Source organism: Pseudomonas sessilinigenes (assembly GCF_003850565.1).
In the GTDB taxonomy this organism is placed as follows: domain Bacteria; phylum Pseudomonadota; class Gammaproteobacteria; order Pseudomonadales; family Pseudomonadaceae; genus Aquipseudomonas; species Aquipseudomonas sessilinigenes.
On record NZ_CP027706.1, the window covers coordinates 6,226,282 to 6,243,663 of the forward strand.

The following is a 17,382-nucleotide window of genomic DNA, read 5'->3' on the forward strand; positions in this document are numbered from 1 at the left end:
TCCTACTCTTCGGCAAGTCTCGGGGTGCAACGACCGCCCTATTTCAGTGCAATTATTCCCTCTTTCAAACTCATTCCCCTTCATGGCCGCCGCCGCCCTGCCCTGGGCTCGAAGACCTGCTCCAGACCTGGCCAATGCAAGTTGGTACGACACATGCAAACGTTTGCGCACCTGGGAATCCAGGCTATTCGCCGATGATTGCCCAAACCTGATCCCATCCCGCACGAACAAGGATTTTCAATGCATGCCACTTCCAGGCCCACCGCGCGCTCGTACCCACGCAGCGTTTCCCTGCTACTGGGCATCGTTACCGGACTACTCAGCCCTGCCCTGTTGGCCCAACCCGCCACCCAGGACGAATCGGCCCAGGGCGAAGGCCTGAGCAAGGACGTGCAACCGGCCAAACCCGGTGCCTACCTTTCCGACTGGTACAACCAGGACCTGATGCTGATCGGCAGCAAGGACATCAGCTTCGGCCCCCGTCCGGCGGACGACGTCTACCTGGAATACGAATACTTCGGACGCAAGGGGCCATTCGAGCTGTATGGCTACATCGACCTGCCGAAGATCCTCAATATCGGCAACAGCCACGACAAGGGCGTCTGGGACCATGGCTCGCCGCTGTTCATGGAACACGAACCGCGCATCTCCATCGACTACCTGGCCGGCCGCAGCCTGGCCATCGGCCCGATCAAGGAGTGGTATGTAGCCTTCGACTGGATCTACGACCACGGCAGCCGCACCGCCAACCGCGCCAACACCCTGTACAGCGGCCTGGGCACCGACATCGACACCCATTCGCGGGTCAACCTGTCCGCCAACTTCTACGGTCGCTACCAGTGGGAAAACTATGGCGCCAGCAATGAGTACTCCTGGGACGGCTACCGCGCCCAGCTCAAGTACATCGTGCCCATCGACAAATTCAGCAACGGCGCGTCGCTGACCTACATCGGCTTTACCAACTTCGACTTTGGCTCCGACCTGCACAAGGACAACCCGGCCCGCACGGCCAACGCCACGGTGGCCACCAACGTGCTGCTGTACTCCTTCACCCACTTGCGCTTTACCCTGGTGGGCCGCTATTTCCACAACGGCGGCAACTGGGAGGACGGCAGCGTGCTGAATTTTGGCGACGGTGAGTTCCGCGCCCGCTCAAACGGCTGGGGCTACTACGCCGGGGTCGGCTACCAGTTCTAGCGACAGCGGCACATATCGAGCAACAAGCGGCAAGACAACAACAGTTGCAACCTGGATCGATCAGGATCAGCGCCGGTCAACGGCAATCATGGAGGTGTTATGCGCGGCATTCAGAAAGTTTCGTGGATAGTGGGCCTGGGCGCGGTGCTGGCCACCGGGGCCTGGGCCAATGAGGCGCCGATCAAGCCCAAGGTGGTGCTGATCAGCATGTTCGCTCCGGAAGCGCAGAACTGGATCGAGCGCCTGGAACTCAAGCACAAGGTACGGGTACCGGGGTTGGCGGGAGAATATCCGGATATCAGCTGCAGCAACGACCAGCAGGTGTGCCTGCTGACCACCGGCATGGGCCAGACCAACGCCGCGGCCTCGACCCTGGCCCTGGCGATGTCGCCGAAGTTCGACCTGCGCAAGAGTTACTTCCTGATTGCCGGGATTGCCGGCATCAGCCCGCATCAAGGCACCATCGGCACCGCGGCCTGGGCCCATTACCTGGTGGAGTTCGGCACCCAGTGGGAGCTCGACTCCCGTGATGCACCCAAGGAGTGGCCGACCGGCTACCTGGGGATCAACACCAAGGGCCCCAATGAGAAGCCGCCCCTGGACTACAAGACCGAAGTGTTCGAGCTCAACCCGAAACTCCAGGCCAAGGCGTTTGCCCTGAGCCAGAAGGTGACCTTGAGCGAAAGCAAGGAATCAGCGGCCTGGCGCCTCAAGTACCCCCAGGCTCCGGCCAACCAGCCGCCGGTAGTCACCCGCTGCGACACCCTGGCCGGCAATACCTGGTTCTCCGGTACGCGCTTGAGCGAACGGGCCGAGGTCTGGACCCGCTTGCTCACCGACAACAAGGGCGTTTACTGCACCACCCAGCAGGAAGACAACTCCACCTACGAGGCGCTGCTGCGGGCCAGTCGCGAAGGCCTGGTGGACGTCCAGCGCCTGGCGGTACTGCGCGCCGGCTCGGACTTCGACCGCCCAGCCCCCGGTGCCAGCGAAGTGGACAACCTGCTCAAGTACGCCGACCAGGGCGGTTTCGTGCCGGCGCTGGAAAACCTCTACCGGGCCGGCAACCCACTGGTGCAAGACATCCTCAAGAACTGGTCGAGCTGGGAACACGGCGTCCCGCAGTGATCCCGTGATCGGCCCTACCCCTACCTGTGGCCACAGCCGGACCTCTGAAACTGCGCCGACCCTGCAGGTCGTGCGCAGCCTGCGGCAGCGGCTACACAAGCAAACCCTGTAGCCGATGCTGTACCCGCGAAGCTGCGCCAAGGCCCGCAGGGCCTTCAACGCCCCCCGGCGCTGCCCGCCTCAAGGAATCAGGATCACCTTGTCGCCGCCGCCCTGATTGACCTCGGCATAGCGCTCCAGCCCCTGCTCCAGTGGCGATTCAAGCAATCCCTCGGGCAGCGGCAACAAACCTTCATCGAAATAGCGACCGAACTGCTCCAGCATCGCCGCGCATTCCTCGACGCCATACAGCAACGAATTGATCCCCACTACCGAGCCGCCCTTGCGATACAGGGCCAGCGCCGGCAACTGCACATGGCCATCCACCGGCGCGGCGATGATGGCGATCCGGCCGAACGTGGCCAAGGCCGGCACCGCTGCCGGCAACCAGAAGCCAGTGGTGTCGAAGATCACCTCGGCGCCACCGGCATAATGCTCGCCCACCTGGATCGCGAGGTTCTCCGGCTGCGCCAGTTGCAGCGCCGGATAACCCTGGGCCTGCAATGCCTGCACTTGCTCCGGTCGACGCGCCGCCGCCAGCACCTGGGCGCCACGAACCTTGGCCAGGGCCAGGGCCGCAGTGGCCACGGCGCCGCCGCCGATCACCAACAGCCGGGTACCGGCCACCACACCGCTACGCTCCAGGGCATCCCAGGCGGTGGTATAGGGCACACCGAGGCTCGCGGCCTGGGCAAAGCTCAGGTGCCGGGGCTTGAGCGCCACGCCCCTGGCCGACAACACCACGTACTGGGCATGACTGCCGTCGGCGAAAAAACCCAGGTCCCTGCCGGTGCCCCAGACTTCCTGGCCGATCAAGTCGTCCGGCCCCTGCTCCACCACCCCGGCGAAATCCCGTCCGGGAATCCGTGGCAACGTGGTGTAGGGAAAACGCCCGAGGACGTTCTTCACATCGCTGGGATTCAGGCCCGCTGCCTTGATCCGTACCAGCACCTGGCCAGGGCCGGCCACCGGGGTCGGGAGCTCCACCAGTTGCAAGGATGCGAGGTCGCCGGTGGCGGAAAATTGCAATGCTTTCATCAAAGGCTCCATAGGTCGGGAAAGAGTCGAAAATCAGCGCTCAGGACCACCACTGGCTGAACAGTTGGCGGCCCAGGGGCCACAGTTGTTCGCCACCGAGCATGCCCAGCAGCCCCACCAGGGCGATGGCCGGCGGTGCCGGGGAACGCACCTGCAAGGCACCGTAGAGCAGCCCGACCAACAGGCCGGCTGCCAGGGACATCAGGTAATTCATGGTTCACTCCCAAAAGGCCGTGGTGCATGGGCTCGGCTACAACCACCGCGTCGTTTCATGCAGCCGCTGCCGCAGGCTGCGCATGGCCCGCAGGGCCACGGTCCTGCGTCCCTGAACGCAGCCTCGCAGGCTCGGTAGCGGCTACAGGTATGGGGTGGATTCTAGAGGCAAGGAGGCAGTGGCATCGGCCAAGTACTTCAGGCTATCGGCCAAAGCATCGCGGTGTCTCAGGCCGAGGGCTGGCCAGCGACGTACTGCGAGGGGGCGACACCCAGCTCGCGGCGGAACATGTCGCTGAAACTGCTGGGGGAGTAACCCAGCTCCCGGGCGATCCGGCTGACCGGCACGCCCTGGATCAGCTCCGCCGCCGCCGTGGCCAATTGCACCTGGCGCCGCCATTCGGCAAAGCCCAGGCCCAGGCGTTCCTTGAACAGCCGCGCCAGGGTGCGCACGCTGGCCCCGACGGCCTCGGCATGCTGCTCGAAGGAAATCTCCAGGGACGGCGCCGCCATCACCGCCTGGCACAGGCTGCACAGGCGCCGGTCGGCGGCATCGGGCAAGACGATCTTCAACTCCGAGCGCCGGGCCCGTTGCAGCTCCAACAGGGCCAGGCCCACCAGGGCCTCGTAGTAGTCAGGCTGGGGCGGTTCGAGCTCCACCAGGCGCACGATCAACTCCCGCAGCAAGGTATCCACTTGCAGCACCTGGACCCTGGCATCCAGGGTCGCCGCCAGGGACGGGCGCAGGTAGATGTTGCGCATCTGCAGGTCGCTGACCACGCGGATGCCATGGACCACACCCGGCGGCAACCAGACCGCCCGTTGCGGCGGCACCACCAGGGCCTCCTGGGGCGTCTCGACCCACATCACCCCGCTCATGGCATACAGCAACTGGCCCCAGTCGTGCTCGTGGGGCTCGACGAACAGCCCGCGCGGGTAGGTGCGCGCCAGGGGTTGTACGGGAATCGCGGTATCCGAAAGATCGGGAGGTGCGGCTAGGGCCATGGCAAGGTCGTGCTGGATCGGCGGGAGCCCATGGTAACCAGCCGCCCCAGGCGCCGCCAGCATCGCCCGCCCCCCCCGCATTCGATCCGATACGTCGGGACATGCAGCCCATGCATTGGGATAGCACCTGCGGCACAGCAACCGTTGGTAGCCCGGGCGGGCAATCGGAATGAATTTTTCCGTTCCCACAGAATCACTTCAAGGATCACAGGGAGGAATCAACGCTTTATGAACAACGCAAAGCTCTTCGTCATCGAGTACACCCTCCATGGCAACCCCAAGTCCTTCATCATCCGCCAGGAGAAGATGGACAATGCCGAGGCCTGGCACTGGGCCAGTTGCGACGCCGGAGTCGGCCGCATCGGCCGGTTCGGGCGTGAGCAAGTGAAGAAGACCAGCCGCCCCATGGCGGAAAAGTTCGGTATCGAGAACGTCACCTGGCGTCCTTCGGTCTAGCCGGGCGTACGGAGGGAGCCGCCCGGCCCCCTCCGCGCTTACCTGCGATTCAATCCCAGCCTTGCAGGCGCAAGGTCGCCCGCACCAAGCGCTGCTCCTCGTCTTCGATCTCCTTGAGGCTCTGGGCAATGCCCTGGATATGGGCCTGCGCGGCCTTGCGCGCCTGTTCCGGCAAGCGACCGGTGACCGCGTGGTACAAGCGCGCATGCTGGCGGTCGATCTGGCGCTTGTGCAATGGCCGGTGAAAGAGGTTGTTGACCGAGGCGAACACCGAATTGAGCAACAGGCCATTGAGCGAGCCCAGGGTCTGCACCAGCACCGGATTGTGCGAAGCCTCGCAGATGGCCAGGTGGAAGGCGTGGTCCAGGCGCGCCTGGGCAGCGGGTTCCAGGGCCTGCTCATGGGCCTCCAGCATTGCCTGGTAGCTGCGACCGATGAGCACGAAATCCGCCTCGGTGCCACGCAAGGCCGCCAGCCGCGCCGACTCTCCCTCCAGCAGCGCGCGAACCTCCAGCAGGTCGTAGAGGGTCCGTGGCTGGGAGCTGAACAGGTGCAGCAACGGCGAGCCCGCCGCCGGGGCCGACAGTTGAGCCACCTGCGAGCCACGGCCTTGCACTGTGTCGATGATGCCCCGGGCCCGCAGCAGCTTCAGGCCCTCGCGCAGGGCCGTGCGCGAGACCCCGAGCTTGGCGCTCAGGCGCCGCTCGGAGGGCAACCGCTGGCCGGTCTTGAATACGCCGTCGACGATCAGTCGCTCGATCCGCCCACAGACCACATCGGCCACCTGCAAGCGTGGCCCTGCTGGCTTGTCCTGCATCTCGTCCCCCACTGGTATGACCAGTCATCTAGCGGTTCGCGGCCCGCTCTAGGTTCACTTGCAAGCTGTTGAAGTTACTTGGGTTTATCGAAAACCCGGGACAGCGGCGAACAATAAAGTGGTTCGACCATTGCCGGCGCACATGGACACTAAGGCGCCCCGGGCCAATGATGCAAGGCATGCGTGATGCAGTCGCGACCTGATAACAACGACACAAGGTCATTCGCCAGCCATGACGATTCTCTACGATGAACGCCTCGACGGCGCCCTGCCCGAGGTCGACCGCCAGGCCTTGATCCACGCCCTGCGCAGCCAGCTGCCGGACCTGGAACTGCTGGACCGCCAGGAGCAGCTCAAGCCCTACGAATGCGACGGCCTGAGCGCCTACCGCAGCACCCCGCTGCTGGTGGCCCTGCCCCGGCGCCTGGAGCAAGTGCAGCAGATCCTCAAGATCTGCCACCAGCAACGGGTACCGGTGGTGGCCCGGGGCGCCGGTACCGGCCTGTCCGGCGGCGCCCTGCCCCTGGAAAAGGGCCTGCTGCTGGTGATGGCGCGGTTCAAGGACATCCTCAAGATCGACCCCGCCGCGCGCTGCGCGCGCCTGCAACCCGGGGTGCGCAACCTGGCGATCTCCCAGGCCGCGGCGCCCTACGAGCTGTACTACGCCCCCGACCCGTCGTCGCAGATCGCCTGCTCCATCGGTGGCAATGTCGCGGAAAACGCCGGTGGCGTGCACTGCCTGAAATACGGCCTGACCGTGCACAACCTGCTCCAGGTGCGGATGCTCACCGTCGAAGGCCAACCCCTGACCCTGGGCAGCGAGGCCCTGGACTCACCGGGCTTCGACCTGCTGGCGCTGTTCACCGGTTCCGAGGGGCTGCTGGGGGTGATCACCGAAGTCACGGTCAAGCTGCTGCCCAAACCGCAGATCGCCAAGGTGCTGCTGGCGGCCTTCGACTCGGTGGAGAACGCCGGCCAGGCGGTGGCAGCGATCATCGCCGCAGGCATCATCCCCGGCGGCCTGGAGATGATGGACAACCTGGCGATCCGCGCCGCCGAAGACTTCATCCACGCCGGCTACCCGGTGGACGCCCAGGCCATGCTGCTGTGCGAGCTGGATGGGGTCGAGGCCGATGTCCACGACGACTGCGAGCGGGTGCGCCAACTGCTGCAACAGGCCGGCGCCAGCGAAGTACGCCTGGCCCGGGACGAGGCCGAGCGCGCGCGGTTCTGGGCCGGGCGCAAGAATGCCTTCCCGGCGGTGGGCCGCTTGTCGCCGGACTACTACTGCATGGACGGCACCATTCCCCGGCGCCAACTGCCCGCCGTGCTGCACGGCATCGCCCGACTGGCCGCCGAGCACCGGCTGCGGGTGGCCAACGTGTTCCATGCCGGCGACGGCAACATGCACCCGTTGATCCTGTTCGATGCCAACCAGAGCGGGGAACTTGAACGGGCGGAAACCCTGGGCGGCAAGATCCTCGAGCTGTGCGTGGCCGTGGGCGGCACCATCACCGGCGAGCACGGCGTGGGCCGGGAGAAGATCAACCAGATGTGCGTGCAGTTCAGCAGCGACGAGCTGAGTCTGTTCCACGGCATCAAGCGCGCCTTCGATCCCCTGGGCCTGCTCAACCCCGGCAAGAACATCCCGACCCTGCACCGCTGCGCCGAGGCCGGGGCCATGCATATCCACCATGGACAACTGCCCTTTCCCGAACTGGAGCGATTCTGATGGCCGCCCCCACCGATTGCGACGCCAGCGAAGCCCTGCTGGAGCAGGTACGCGACGCTCTGGACAACGCCACCCCGCTACGCATCCAGGGCTCTAACAGCAAGGCCTTCCTGGGTCGCGACAGCGCTGGCGAAATCCTCGATACCCGGGTCCATCGCGGCATCGTCAGCTACGACCCCACCGAACTGGTGATCAGTGCCCGGGCCGGGACGCCGCTTAGCGAGTTGCAGGCGGTACTGGATGCCGCCGGGCAGATGCTGCCCTGCGAGCCGCCGGCGTTCGGTACCGGCGCCACCCTGGGCGGCATGCTCGCCAGTGGCCTGTCCGGGCCTCGTCGGCCCTGGGCCGGGGCGGTGCGTGACTTCGTCCTTGGCACCCGGATCATCAGCGGCCTGGGCCAGCACCTGCGTTTTGGTGGCGAGGTGATGAAGAACGTTGCCGGCTACGACCTGTCGCGGCTGATGGCCGGCAGCTACGGCTGCCTGGCTCTGGTGACCGAAGTCTCGCTGAAGGTGCTGCCCAAGCCCCGCCACTGCCTGAGCCTGAGCCTGGAACTGCCTGCCGGGCAAGCCCTGGCCAGGCTCGCGCAATGGGGCCAGCAGCCGTTGCCCATCAGTGCCGCCTGCCACGATGGCAGCCGCCTGCACCTGCGCCTGGAAGGGGGCGAAGGCTCGGTGGCCGCGGCCCGCGATCGGCTCGGCGGCGAGCCCCTGGACAGCCGCTACTGGAACCGACTCAACGAGCAGCAACTGCCCTTCTTCGACCCCGGCCTGCCGCTCTGGCGCCTGTCGTTGCCGCACAACACCCCGGAGCTTGCGTTGCCCGGCCTCCAATTACTGGACTGGGGCGGCGCCCAGCGCTGGCTCAGGTCCGATGCTCCGGCCGAGCGCATCCGCGCCGTGGCCAGCGCCGCCGGTGGCCATGCCAGTTGCTACAGCCATGGCCTGCTGGACAGCCCCTTCCAGCCCCTGGAACCGACCCTGCTGCACTATCACCAACGCCTCAAGGCGCAGCTCGATCCCCAGGGCATCTTCAACCCCGGCCGACTCTACGCGGAGCTCTGACCCATGCAGACCACCCTCAGCCCCGAGGCCCGGCAGTTGCCACGGGCCGCCGAAGCCGAACGCATCCTGCGCAGCTGCGTGCATTGCGGGTTCTGCAACGCCACCTGCCCCACCTACCAGGTGCAGGGCGACGAGCTGGACGGGCCGCGCGGCCGCATCTACCTGATCAAGCAGGTACTGGAGGGCGCCGCGGTCACCCATCAGGCGCAGTTGCACCTGGACCGCTGCCTGTCATGTCGCAACTGCGAGACCACCTGCCCATCGGGCGTCGAGTACCACAACCTGCTGGACATCGGCCGGGCAGTGGTGGACGCCGCCCTGCCCCGGCCCGCCGGCCAGCGCCTGCTGCGCCAGGGCTTGCGGGCCCTGGCGGGCAACCCGCAGCTGTTCAAGACACTGGTGCTGGGCGGCAGCCGCTTGCGCCCACTGCTGCCCCAGGCCCTGCAAGACAAACTGCCGCGCCAGGTACCCGCCGCCGGCGTGCGCCCGGACAGGGTCCACGCACGGCGCGTGCTGCTGCTCGAAGGCTGCGTGCAGCCGGGGCTGTCGCCCAATACCAACGCAGCCGCGAGCCGGGTCCTGGATCGCCTGGGCATCAGCGTGCAGCCGGTGGCCGAGGCTGCGTGCTGCGGCGCCGTGGACTACCACCTGGATGCCCAGGAGCGCGGCCGCCAACGGGCCCGGCACAACATCGATGCCTGGTGGCCGCACCTGCAACAAGGTGCCGAGGCCATCGTCCAGACCGCCAGCGGCTGCGGCGCCTTCGTCAAGGACTACGGGCACCTGCTGGCCGACGACCCGGCCTATGCCGCCAAGGCGCAGCAAGTCAGCGCCCTGGCCCGGGACCTGGTGGAGGTGGTGCGGGCCGAACCTCTGGCAGCGCTGCAAGTACGCAGTGGACAGCGCCTGGCCGTCCATTGCCCCTGCACCCTGCAACATGCCCAGCAACTGGGCGGCGCCGTGGAAAGCCTGCTGCAACGCCTGGGTTTCAACCTGACTTCAGTGCCCGACGGCCACCTGTGCTGCGGCTCGGCCGGCACCTATTCGCTAACCCAGCCCGCCCTGGCCCGGCAACTGCGCGACGACAAGCTGCGGGCCCTGGAAAGCGGCAGCCCGGACGTGATCGCTACGGCCAACATCGGCTGCCAGAGCCACCTGGATGGCGCCGGGCGCACCCCGGTACGCCACTGGATCGAACTGCTGGACGCCGCCCTCAACCCTTGAACCCCCTGGAGCCTGCCATGCACCACAAAGCCGTGTTATGCCAAGACGACGTCAGCCGCATCCTCGCCGCCGCCCGCACCGAGGCCCACCGCCAGCAGTGGCCGGTGAGCATCGCCGTGGTCGATGATGGCGGCCATCCCCTGGCCCTGGAGCGCCTGGACGGCTGCGCACCGATCAGTGCCTACATCGCCTTAGAGAAAGCCCGCACCGCCGCCCTGGGCCGGCGTGAGTCCAAGGCCTACGAAGACATGGTCAATGCCGGGCGCAGCGCCTTTCTCTCAGCGCCGCTGCTGACCTCCCTGGAAGGCGGCGTGCCGATTCGCGTGGATGGCCAAGTGGTCGGCGCGGTGGGCGTGTCCGGCGTCCGCTCCGGCGAAGATGCCCAGGTGGCGCAAGTGGCCGCCAACTGCCTGGAAGGCTCCTGAGCCCTCAGCTACGGCGCAGGCTGCTGCGGTACATGAACAGCAAGGCCAGGGCCAGGCACAGCATCGCCAGGATACGGTTGCCGGAGAGTGCCATGGCCGGGTTGCCGAACCAGCCGAAGTGGTCGATCAACATGCCCATGCCCAACTGCCCGAGGATCACCGCCACCGTCGCCACGGCAGTCCCGACCCGGGGCACCGCGCCGACCATCACCAGCATGTACACCACGCCGAACAGCGCGCCGCTGAGCTGCCACTTGGGCGCCTGCAACAGGCCCATGGCCTGGGGCGGCTGGAAGAACACGATCAGCAGCGAGGTGACCAGGGCACCGACGGCGAAGGTCAGCAGGCTGCTGCGCAGCACCCCCACGCTCTGCCCCAGGCGGCCGTTGATCGCCGCCTGCACACTGAGCACCGCACCTGCGGCCACCACGACCACCAGCAATAGAATCAGGTTCATGTTCAACCTCGGGCAATCAGGATCAGGGCGCCGACGATCAGCACCAGGGCCAGCCAACGCTCGGCGTTGACCGGTTTGCGGGCACTGCCGAACCAGCCGAAGTGGTCGATCAGCACGCTCTTGCCGACCTGGCCGGAAAGAATCGCGATCATGGTCATGGCAATGCCGATATGGGGCGTGGCCAGGGTCAACACCACCACGTAGATCGGCCCCAGCACTCCGCCCAGCAACTGCCAGCGCGGCAGCTGGCTCAAGGCCGGCCCCGGCTGCGGGCCACTGAACAGCAACAGCAAGGCCAGCAACGCCGCGCCGACGCCGAAGATGCTCAGGGTCGCCCACAGGTGGCCGACCTGGGCTCCCAGGGGGCCGAGCAAGCCGGCCTCCACCGACAGGCCCATGCCGGCCAGGATCACCAGCGGCAGCAGGGCCAGGCGTTGCCAGCCGGCAGTGGATACAGCGCTGGCCACTGGCGGTGGCAGCGTTGGGTCAAGGGTTTCGCAAGACATGGGGCACCTGTTCGGTTCATGGAATGGCGAACATTATTGGTTGCCCGTGCTTTGCGATAAATGGGAGCATGCCGACAACACCTTTGCATAAAGCGCACAGCAAGGACTCCCCATGCAAGGCTTCAACGACCTGGGTTTCAAGGCCCTGCGGCTGTTCATCGCGGTGCTCGACCAGGGCAGTTTCTCTGCCGTGGCCCGGCGCGAGGGGCTAGCGCCCTCCTCCATTTCGCGGCAGATCCAGCTGATGGAACAGGCCCTGGGCCAACAGTTGCTGTATCGCCATACCCGGGCGGTCAGCCCCACCGAAGCCGGGCGCCTGTTGGGGCACCATGCCCGGCGGGTGCTGGCGCAATGGGAAGAAGCCGAGCAGGCCCTGCAAGAACAGCAGGACGAGCCGACCGGGCTGGTGCGGATCAATGCGCCGGTGGTGTTCGGCCAGCGGCATATCTCGCCCTGGCTGGGCGAACTGCACCGGCGCTACCCCAAGCTGCAACTGGATATCCAGCAGACCGACAGCTACATCGACCCGTTGCAGGACGGCACCGACCTGCTGTTTCGCATCGGCGTGCTGGGAGACTCCTCGATGCAGGCCCGGCTACTGGCACCCCAACGCTACCGGGTCGCCGCCAGCCCGGGCTACCTGGCCCGTCACGGCCACCCCCAGCACCCCGACCAGCTGCACCAGCACCAATGCCTGGCCTACAAGGGCGAAAGCGGCCAGCAACGCTGGTTCTTCCGCCAGGGCCAGGAGCCCTGGACGCCCTACAGCGTCACGGGCCCACTGACCGGCAACCACGCCGACACCCTGACCCAGGCCGCCGAACAAGGCCTGGGGCTGGTGATGTTTCCTTCCTGGCTGATCGGCGAGGCCCTGCACCAGGGCCGGCTGGTGGCGCTGTTCGAGGATTTCGAAGTGGCCACCAGCCTCGAACCGCAACAGATCGCCGCCCTGTGGCCGGGCAGCCGGCGCCTGTCGGTGAAGGTCCGCACGGTGATCGACTTCTTCGTCGAGACATTCGGGCCAATACCGTATTGGGATCGCTAGCGCGATCAGCTTCAAGCTGCAAGCTGCAAGCGGCAAGTTGAAAGACGGACGTGATCAGCCTTTGCTTGGGCGCTCTGGCTTTGGCTTTGGCTTTGGCTTTGGCTTTGGCTTTGGCTCTGGCTCTGGCTCTGGCTCTGGCTCTGGCTCTGGCTTGAAGCTTGCCGCTAAAGGCTAGCTATGAGCCAGGCATTGGCTGCGCTGATCACGGCGAACAGGCTCCAGGCCAGCCAGCGGGTCGGCCAGCGGTTGACGAAGACGCCCATCAGGCGCGGGTCGTTGGTCATGCGGATCAACGGGTACAGGGCGAACGGCAATTGCAGGCTGAGCACCACCTGGCTCAGCACCAGCAGCTTGCCCACGGCGCCGTCGCCCAGCAGCCAGACGCCGATGAACGCCGGGATCAACGCCAGGCCGCGGGTGATCAGGCGGCGCTGCCAGCAGGGAATCCGCAGGTTCAGGTAACCCTCCATGATCACCTGGCCGGCGATGGTCCCGGTGAAGGTCGAGCTCTGCCCGGAGGCCAGCAGTGCCACGCCGAACAGCACGCTGGCCAGGGCCCCGCCCACCAGCGGATCGAGCAGGTGGTAGGCATCCTGGATCTCCACCACGTCGCTGTGCCCGGTGTTGTGGAAGGCCGCGGCGGCGAGGATCAGGATCGCCGCGTTCACCAGCAGCGCCAGGGCCAGGGAGCCGATGGTATCGATGCGCGCCAGGCGGATCGCATCGCTGCGGCTGGCAAGGTCCTTGCCCACTAGCCGGGTCTGGACCACCGAGGTATGCAGGTACAGGTTGTGCGGCATCACCGTGGCACCGAGGATGCCGATTGCCAGGTACAGCGGCGCGGCATCGCTGATGGCCGCCAGCGACGGGGTGAAGCCCCGGGCCACGTCCGGCCAGTGGGGCTTGATCAGCAACAATTCGATGAAGAAGCACACGCCGATGGTCGCCACCAGCGCCAGCATGATCGCTTCCAACCGGCGAAAACCACGGTTCTGCAAAGCCAGTACCAGCAAGGTATCGAAGGCGGTAATGACGATCCCCGTACTCAACGAGACTCCCAGCAAGAGGTGGAAAGCCAGGGCGCAGCCCAGCACTTCGGCCAGGTCGGTGGCGATGATCGAGACCTCTGCCAGCAACCACTGGACCCGCGCCGAACGTGGGCTGTAGCGCTCGCGGCAGAGCTGCGCCAGGTCACGTCCGGTGGCGATGCCCAGGCGCGAACACAGGCACTGCACCACCATGCCTGCCAGGCTCGCCAGCAGCACCACGAACAGCAGGCTGTAGCCATAGCGCGAACCGGCCTCGATGGCCGTGGCCCAGTTGCCCGGGTCCATGTAGCCGATGGAAATCAGCAACCCGGGACCGGCAAAACGCAGCAGGCGCTTGAACAGCGAGGCACGGGGGTCGACGGTGACGGAACCGGCCACTTCCGGCGGACAGAAAGGAGCGGTGGCGATTTTCGGCAGGCTGAATTTCACAAGGGGGATTCCACGGCGGCTTGAAGCAGGTGCCCAGCTTAGAGGTTTCGCCGCGACCGCCCAAGCCTGAAATTCATCGGCCAAGGCGAGTATGCTGCGCAGGTTCCGGCCCGGGCCGGACGTCGTTCCACCCTTGCAAGGTTTTCTCCGTGGCTGACTCCGCAACAACTCGGGCAGGCGATGCCCTGCCGCCCTTCCTGCAACCTGGCGAGCGAGTGCTGCTGTTCGATGGCGTGTGCAAGCTGTGCAACGCCTCGGTGCGCTTCGTCATCGCCCATGACACCGAACGGCGGATCCGCCTGGCCTCGGTGCAGTCGCCCCAGGGCCAGGCCCTGCTGGCGTGGGCCGGGTTGTCCACCGAACAGTTCGACAGCGTGGTGCTGATCGAGGGTCGACGCCTGTCACTGCGCTCCGACGCCTTTATCCGGCTGATGGCCCAACTACCTCGACCCTGGCGCTGGCTGCGCCTGCTGCACTGGGTTCCCCGCCCCCTGCGCGACTGGAGCTACAGCTACATCGCCCGCCACCGCTATCGCTGGTTCGGCCGCTACGACGTCTGCCTGCTGCCCAGCCCCGACCACCGCGGGCGCTTTCTCGACGATACGCCTTGACCTGCCACGCCAGCGCTTCGTGTAGCCGCTGCCGCAGGCTCGGCACGAGTCGCCAAACCTGCATCCGTGATATGCCTGCCAGAACCCGTCTTCCGCTTGCGGGCGCTGCCTAGCCAGATCAGCAGCGGCTACCTGATTGAACTGCGCCAGGGCGTTCGGAAAGTGCTAGCGTGGAGCCCCCTCACCTGCCGAGCGTGTCCATGCTGCTGTTGAAACTGCTCACGGTTCCCGCCTTCCTGCTGCTGATCTCCCTGGCCAGCCGGCGCTGGGGGCCGAATGTCGCGGGCTGGCTGGCAGGCTTTCCGGTGGTGGTGGGCCCTATCCTGCTGTTCCTGGCCCTGGAACAAGGCCAGGCGTTCGCCACCCAGGCCGCCGTGGCTGCACTGTCAGCCGTGTTCGCCATGATCGCCTTCAGCGTGGCCTATACCCACGCCGCCCGCACGCTGGCCTGGCCCGGGGCCTTGTGCATCGCCACCCTGGTCTGGCTGATTCTGGCAACGCTCATCGCCCAGGTGCCGGCCTCCCTGGGGTTCTCCCTCTTGTGCTCTATCAGTGCCCTGGTGTTGGCCCCTTGGGTGTTCCCCAGGGTACGGAGCGTGCCAGCCCCGGCCGCAGGCAAGTCCGACAGGCTGGTGTATCGCATGCTGGCGGGCGCCCTGCTGACCTTGGCCGTCACCCTGATGGCCAGCACCGTCGGGGAACGCTGGAGCGGCATGCTGGCCGTATTCCCGGTGCTGGGCAGCGTACTGGCGGTGTTCTCCCATCAAAGCCACGGGGCAGCCTTCACCACCGTGCTGCTGCGCTCGTTGAGCACCGGCTTGTATGCCTTCGCGGCATTCTGCCTGGTGCTGGCGACCACCCTGCCTGACCTGGGGCTCTGGGCATTCGTGCTGGGCGTGGTGGTGTCGATGCTGGTGCTGGCATTCAGCAAGAGATTACTGGCACTCAACACGAAGGAGCGCAAGCCTGCGAACTCCACTGAGTAACACAGGAAAATACCCATAGACTCCACTGCCTGGAGACTGGCATCGCGCTCATTCCCTCATGCATCATGCCTACCTTGTCTTATGGAAGAGCCTAATGAGCAATACGGATATACAAAAGGCTGCACTGGCCTTGCGATCTTATTCGGGTCAGGTCGAACTGCATGATCACGACTACCATCAGATAGTCCTGCCTCAGTCTGGTTCGATGGAAATTGAAGTCGACGGAAGAGGTGGCAAGGTTGATTGGAGCCAGGGAGTGATTATTCCGGCCGGCACTCCTCATGCCTTTTCTTCCAATACTTGCAACACCTTCCTGGTTCTAGATGTACCGCTTCCCTCTAGTTACACACAAAAAAGCGAAGCAGAAACCATCAAGAGACTGAACGAGAAAAGCTTCTTCCCGGTAAGACCGGAAATTCGTCACTTGCTAGACTACGCGTCCCGTAGTGTCCCCCTACTGACTAGCTCATCAGAAGTGTCTCAAGCTTGGAGCACATTGCTGATGTCATCTCTGGTGCAACCTCACAGTAGTGTCCCCGACCATGGGCAGTTCACCCTGGCCAGGGCATTGACGCATATAGAGAACCATCTCGATAGTCATTTGACCGCTTCGGAAATCGCCCGAGCTTCAGGAACCAGTGAACGGCGCTTATATGTGTTATTCGAACAACACCTGAGAACTACACCATTTGCCCACGTGACACGACTACGCTTGAATCTGGCCATGGATCTGCTGCGCGACACTCAGTTATCAATTACTGAGATTGCTCACCGAGTAGGCTACGCCGACCAGAGTGCATTGAATCATGCGTTGAAAAAAAGCCATGACTTGACGCCTGCACTCGCTCGAAAGAACTCCAGGGCCAATAACATGCAGACTGGAACAAATAACCAGCAGTAGAAGCCAAGACCGTCTCCAATCACCTTTTTATCATCCCCGCTCCGAAACACTTACTGGGCGGGGCGCATGACAGAAAGTACAACCTCTTCGAAAACCAGCGACAGTCGAACAACCACTTCAGCGACCGCCATTGGCGTCATTGCCGTATTTCTCTGGTCATGCTTGGCCTTACTCACCACCTTCACCGCCGGCATACCACCTTTTGAACTGTTGGCGCTGAGTTTTGCCGTAGCGTTTCTGGCAAGCTTGGTGATTCTCGGATTGCGCGGTTCGAACGGATTCGCTGGTTGGCGCCAGCCCTGGCAAGTCTGGGTAACAGGGTTCCTGGGAATCTTCGCCTATCACGCCCTGTATTTTTTTGCTCTCAAAGTTGCACCTCCCGCCGAAGCCAGCCTGATTGCCTACCTTTGGCCGCTACTTATCGTATTGCTCGCGAGCATTGCTGGCGGTCAAACACTACGCCAGCGACAGCTGCTGGGTGCGCTCTTGGGGCTCGCCGGTACGGCATTCATCATGCAACAACGGTCACAAAACAGTATCGCCGACATGCCGCTGGCAGGTTATACAGCCGCGTTGCTCTGCGCCTTGGTATGGTCAAGCTACTCGGTGATCAACCGTCGCTTCAACAATGTCCCCAGTAGCATCATTGGCGGGATCTGCGGCTTAGTGGCCGTGGCAGGCCTGCTATGCCACCTGGCGCTTGAAGTCACAGTCCACCCCAACTTCAGCCAATGGGCTGCGATCATCGCACTTGGGTTAGGCCCGGTCGGCCTGGCTTTCTTTGCCTGGGACCACGCCACCAAGCACGGCAACCTGGCAAGCCTCGGGGCATTGTCCTATCTCGCACCACTGTTCTCGACGTTACTGCTGATATTGATTGGCCAAGTCCATGCCAAACCGATCCTGCTGATTCCAGCAGCACTCATTATCGCTGGCGCAGTAGTAGCCACCTCTCGCCAGCCCACGCCACGCCCTTGAATCTCTCTACCTGAAAGGAATC

The 17,382-nt window shown here is 64.9% G+C and carries 19 protein-coding genes; 12 read left to right on the forward strand and 7 right to left on the reverse strand.

The features are described from left to right. Window positions 1-240: 240 nt before the first annotated feature. Both C4K39_RS28435 and C4K39_RS28440 read left to right on the forward strand, forming a co-directional pair. On the forward strand, window positions 241-1,197 hold the full coding sequence (locus C4K39_RS28435) for a nucleoside-specific channel-forming protein Tsx (RefSeq protein ID WP_124348034.1): 957 nt from the start codon (window positions 241-243) through the stop codon (window positions 1,195-1,197). Between the two features lie 99 nt (window positions 1,198-1,296). Further along, complete coding sequence (locus tag C4K39_RS28440) at window positions 1,297-2,325, forward strand: purine-nucleoside phosphorylase (protein ID WP_124348035.1); 1,029 nt, start codon at window positions 1,297-1,299, stop codon at window positions 2,323-2,325. A 180-nt stretch (window positions 2,326-2,505) separates the two neighbouring features. On the opposite strand, the gene C4K39_RS28445 is transcribed toward C4K39_RS28440, so the two are convergent. The 3 genes from C4K39_RS28445 to C4K39_RS28455 form a co-directional block, all read right to left on the reverse strand. Then, window positions 2,506-3,462 carry a quinone oxidoreductase family protein gene (locus tag C4K39_RS28445; protein ID WP_124348036.1) on the reverse strand — a complete coding sequence of 319 codons (957 nt, stop codon included), beginning with the start codon at window positions 3,460-3,462 and terminating at the stop codon, window positions 2,506-2,508. Between the two features lie 40 nt (window positions 3,463-3,502). Beyond that, window positions 3,503-3,676 carry a DUF1427 family protein gene (locus tag C4K39_RS28450; protein WP_083236002.1) on the reverse strand — a complete coding sequence of 58 codons (174 nt, stop codon included), beginning with the start codon at window positions 3,674-3,676 and terminating at the stop codon, window positions 3,503-3,505. Window positions 3,677-3,903: 227 nt separating this feature from the next. Next, on the reverse strand, window positions 3,904-4,680 hold the full coding sequence (locus C4K39_RS28455; RefSeq protein ID WP_124348037.1) for an AraC family transcriptional regulator: 777 nt from the start codon (window positions 4,678-4,680) through the stop codon (window positions 3,904-3,906). Window positions 4,681-4,908: 228 nt separating this feature from the next. Between C4K39_RS28455 and C4K39_RS28460 the strand changes: the two genes are divergently transcribed. Further along, window positions 4,909-5,136 carry a DUF6555 family protein gene (locus tag C4K39_RS28460; protein ID WP_068582221.1) on the forward strand — a complete coding sequence of 76 codons (228 nt, stop codon included), beginning with the start codon at window positions 4,909-4,911 and terminating at the stop codon, window positions 5,134-5,136. A gap of 49 nt (window positions 5,137-5,185) precedes the next feature. Here the strand turns inward: C4K39_RS28460 and glcC are convergent, their stop codons facing one another. Continuing rightward, entirely contained in the window at window positions 5,186-5,953 is a 768-nt protein-coding gene (gene glcC / locus C4K39_RS28465; RefSeq protein ID WP_068582242.1) for a transcriptional regulator GlcC, read from the reverse strand. Between the two features lie 232 nt (window positions 5,954-6,185). On the opposite strand from glcC, the gene glcD reads away from it, so the two are divergent. The 4 genes from glcD to C4K39_RS28485 are packed head-to-tail and all read left to right on the forward strand — an operon-like array spanning window position 6,186 to window position 10,398. Next, window positions 6,186-7,685, forward strand: coding sequence for a glycolate oxidase subunit GlcD (glcD, locus tag C4K39_RS28470; protein WP_124348038.1), 1,500 nt, complete (start codon window positions 6,186-6,188; stop codon window positions 7,683-7,685). Further along, on the forward strand, window positions 7,685-8,749 hold the full coding sequence (gene glcE / locus C4K39_RS28475) for a glycolate oxidase subunit GlcE (RefSeq protein ID WP_124348039.1): 1,065 nt from the start codon (window positions 7,685-7,687) through the stop codon (window positions 8,747-8,749). Before glcD ends, glcE begins: the two co-directional genes overlap by 1 nt. 3 nt (window positions 8,750-8,752) lie before the next feature. After that, window positions 8,753-9,973: a glycolate oxidase subunit GlcF gene (gene glcF, locus C4K39_RS28480; protein WP_124348040.1), complete on the forward strand. Its 1,221-nt coding sequence runs from the start codon at window positions 8,753-8,755 to the stop codon at window positions 9,971-9,973. Window positions 9,974-9,990: 17 nt separating this feature from the next. Continuing rightward, the gene (locus C4K39_RS28485; RefSeq protein WP_124348041.1) at window positions 9,991-10,398 is read left to right on the forward strand and encodes a heme-binding protein; all 408 of its coding nucleotides are present in this window, start codon (window positions 9,991-9,993) and stop codon (window positions 10,396-10,398) included. A gap of 4 nt (window positions 10,399-10,402) precedes the next feature. On the opposite strand, the gene C4K39_RS28490 is transcribed toward C4K39_RS28485, so the two are convergent. Further along, window positions 10,403-10,855 carry a DMT family transporter gene (locus C4K39_RS28490; protein WP_068582482.1) on the reverse strand — a complete coding sequence of 151 codons (453 nt, stop codon included), beginning with the start codon at window positions 10,853-10,855 and terminating at the stop codon, window positions 10,403-10,405. A 2-nt stretch (window positions 10,856-10,857) separates the two neighbouring features. Next, entirely contained in the window at window positions 10,858-11,361 is a 504-nt protein-coding gene (locus tag C4K39_RS28495; protein WP_068582479.1) for a DMT family transporter, read from the reverse strand. Between the two features lie 112 nt (window positions 11,362-11,473). Between C4K39_RS28495 and C4K39_RS28500 the strand changes: the two genes are divergently transcribed. Further along, a complete protein-coding gene (locus C4K39_RS28500; RefSeq protein WP_124348042.1) occupies window positions 11,474-12,406 on the forward strand; it encodes a LysR family transcriptional regulator in 933 nt (310 codons plus the stop codon). Between the two features lie 164 nt (window positions 12,407-12,570). On the opposite strand, the gene C4K39_RS28505 is transcribed toward C4K39_RS28500, so the two are convergent. Further along, window positions 12,571-13,884: an Nramp family divalent metal transporter gene (locus tag C4K39_RS28505; RefSeq protein WP_068582472.1), complete on the reverse strand. Its 1,314-nt coding sequence runs from the start codon at window positions 13,882-13,884 to the stop codon at window positions 12,571-12,573. 149 nt (window positions 13,885-14,033) lie between these two features. Between C4K39_RS28505 and C4K39_RS28510 the strand changes: the two genes are divergently transcribed. From C4K39_RS28510 to yddG, 4 genes are all read left to right on the forward strand, one after another. After that, window positions 14,034-14,495, forward strand: coding sequence for a thiol-disulfide oxidoreductase DCC family protein (locus C4K39_RS28510; RefSeq protein ID WP_068582470.1), 462 nt, complete (start codon window positions 14,034-14,036; stop codon window positions 14,493-14,495). Between the two features lie 200 nt (window positions 14,496-14,695). After that, entirely contained in the window at window positions 14,696-15,481 is a 786-nt protein-coding gene (locus C4K39_RS28515; RefSeq protein WP_124348043.1) for a hypothetical protein, read from the forward strand. Window positions 15,482-15,575: 94 nt separating this feature from the next. Further along, complete coding sequence (locus tag C4K39_RS28520) at window positions 15,576-16,382, forward strand: helix-turn-helix domain-containing protein (RefSeq protein WP_225926508.1); 807 nt, start codon at window positions 15,576-15,578, stop codon at window positions 16,380-16,382. 66 nt (window positions 16,383-16,448) lie between these two features. Further along, on the forward strand, window positions 16,449-17,360 hold the full coding sequence (yddG, locus tag C4K39_RS28525) for an aromatic amino acid exporter YddG (RefSeq protein ID WP_068582458.1): 912 nt from the start codon (window positions 16,449-16,451) through the stop codon (window positions 17,358-17,360). Window positions 17,361-17,382 lie beyond the last annotated feature (22 nt).

Coding starts and splice junctions, on each gene's coding strand:
- C4K39_RS28435 (WP_124348034.1), top strand. CDS start 241: ATGCATGCCACTTCCAGGCCCACCGCGCGCTCGTACCCACGCAGCGTT.
- C4K39_RS28440 (WP_124348035.1), top strand. CDS start 1,297: ATGCGCGGCATTCAGAAAGTTTCGTGGATAGTGGGCCTGGGCGCGGTG.
- C4K39_RS28445 (WP_124348036.1), bottom strand. CDS start 3,462: ATGAAAGCATTGCAATTTTCCGCCACCGGCGACCTCGCATCCTTGCAA.
- C4K39_RS28450 (WP_083236002.1), bottom strand. CDS start 3,676: ATGAATTACCTGATGTCCCTGGCAGCCGGCCTGTTGGTCGGGCTGCTC.
- C4K39_RS28455 (WP_124348037.1), bottom strand. CDS start 4,680: ATGGCCCTAGCCGCACCTCCCGATCTTTCGGATACCGCGATTCCCGTA.
- C4K39_RS28460 (WP_068582221.1), top strand. CDS start 4,909: ATGAACAACGCAAAGCTCTTCGTCATCGAGTACACCCTCCATGGCAAC.
- glcC (WP_068582242.1), bottom strand. CDS start 5,953: ATGCAGGACAAGCCAGCAGGGCCACGCTTGCAGGTGGCCGATGTGGTC.
- glcD (WP_124348038.1), top strand. CDS start 6,186: ATGACGATTCTCTACGATGAACGCCTCGACGGCGCCCTGCCCGAGGTC.
- glcE (WP_124348039.1), top strand. CDS start 7,685: ATGGCCGCCCCCACCGATTGCGACGCCAGCGAAGCCCTGCTGGAGCAG.
- glcF (WP_124348040.1), top strand. CDS start 8,753: ATGCAGACCACCCTCAGCCCCGAGGCCCGGCAGTTGCCACGGGCCGCC.
- C4K39_RS28485 (WP_124348041.1), top strand. CDS start 9,991: ATGCACCACAAAGCCGTGTTATGCCAAGACGACGTCAGCCGCATCCTC.
- C4K39_RS28490 (WP_068582482.1), bottom strand. CDS start 10,855: ATGAACCTGATTCTATTGCTGGTGGTCGTGGTGGCCGCAGGTGCGGTG.
- C4K39_RS28495 (WP_068582479.1), bottom strand. CDS start 11,361: ATGTCTTGCGAAACCCTTGACCCAACGCTGCCACCGCCAGTGGCCAGC.
- C4K39_RS28500 (WP_124348042.1), top strand. CDS start 11,474: ATGCAAGGCTTCAACGACCTGGGTTTCAAGGCCCTGCGGCTGTTCATC.
- C4K39_RS28515 (WP_124348043.1), top strand. CDS start 14,696: ATGCTGCTGTTGAAACTGCTCACGGTTCCCGCCTTCCTGCTGCTGATC.
- C4K39_RS28520 (WP_225926508.1), top strand. CDS start 15,576: ATGAGCAATACGGATATACAAAAGGCTGCACTGGCCTTGCGATCTTAT.
- yddG (WP_068582458.1), top strand. CDS start 16,449: ATGACAGAAAGTACAACCTCTTCGAAAACCAGCGACAGTCGAACAACC.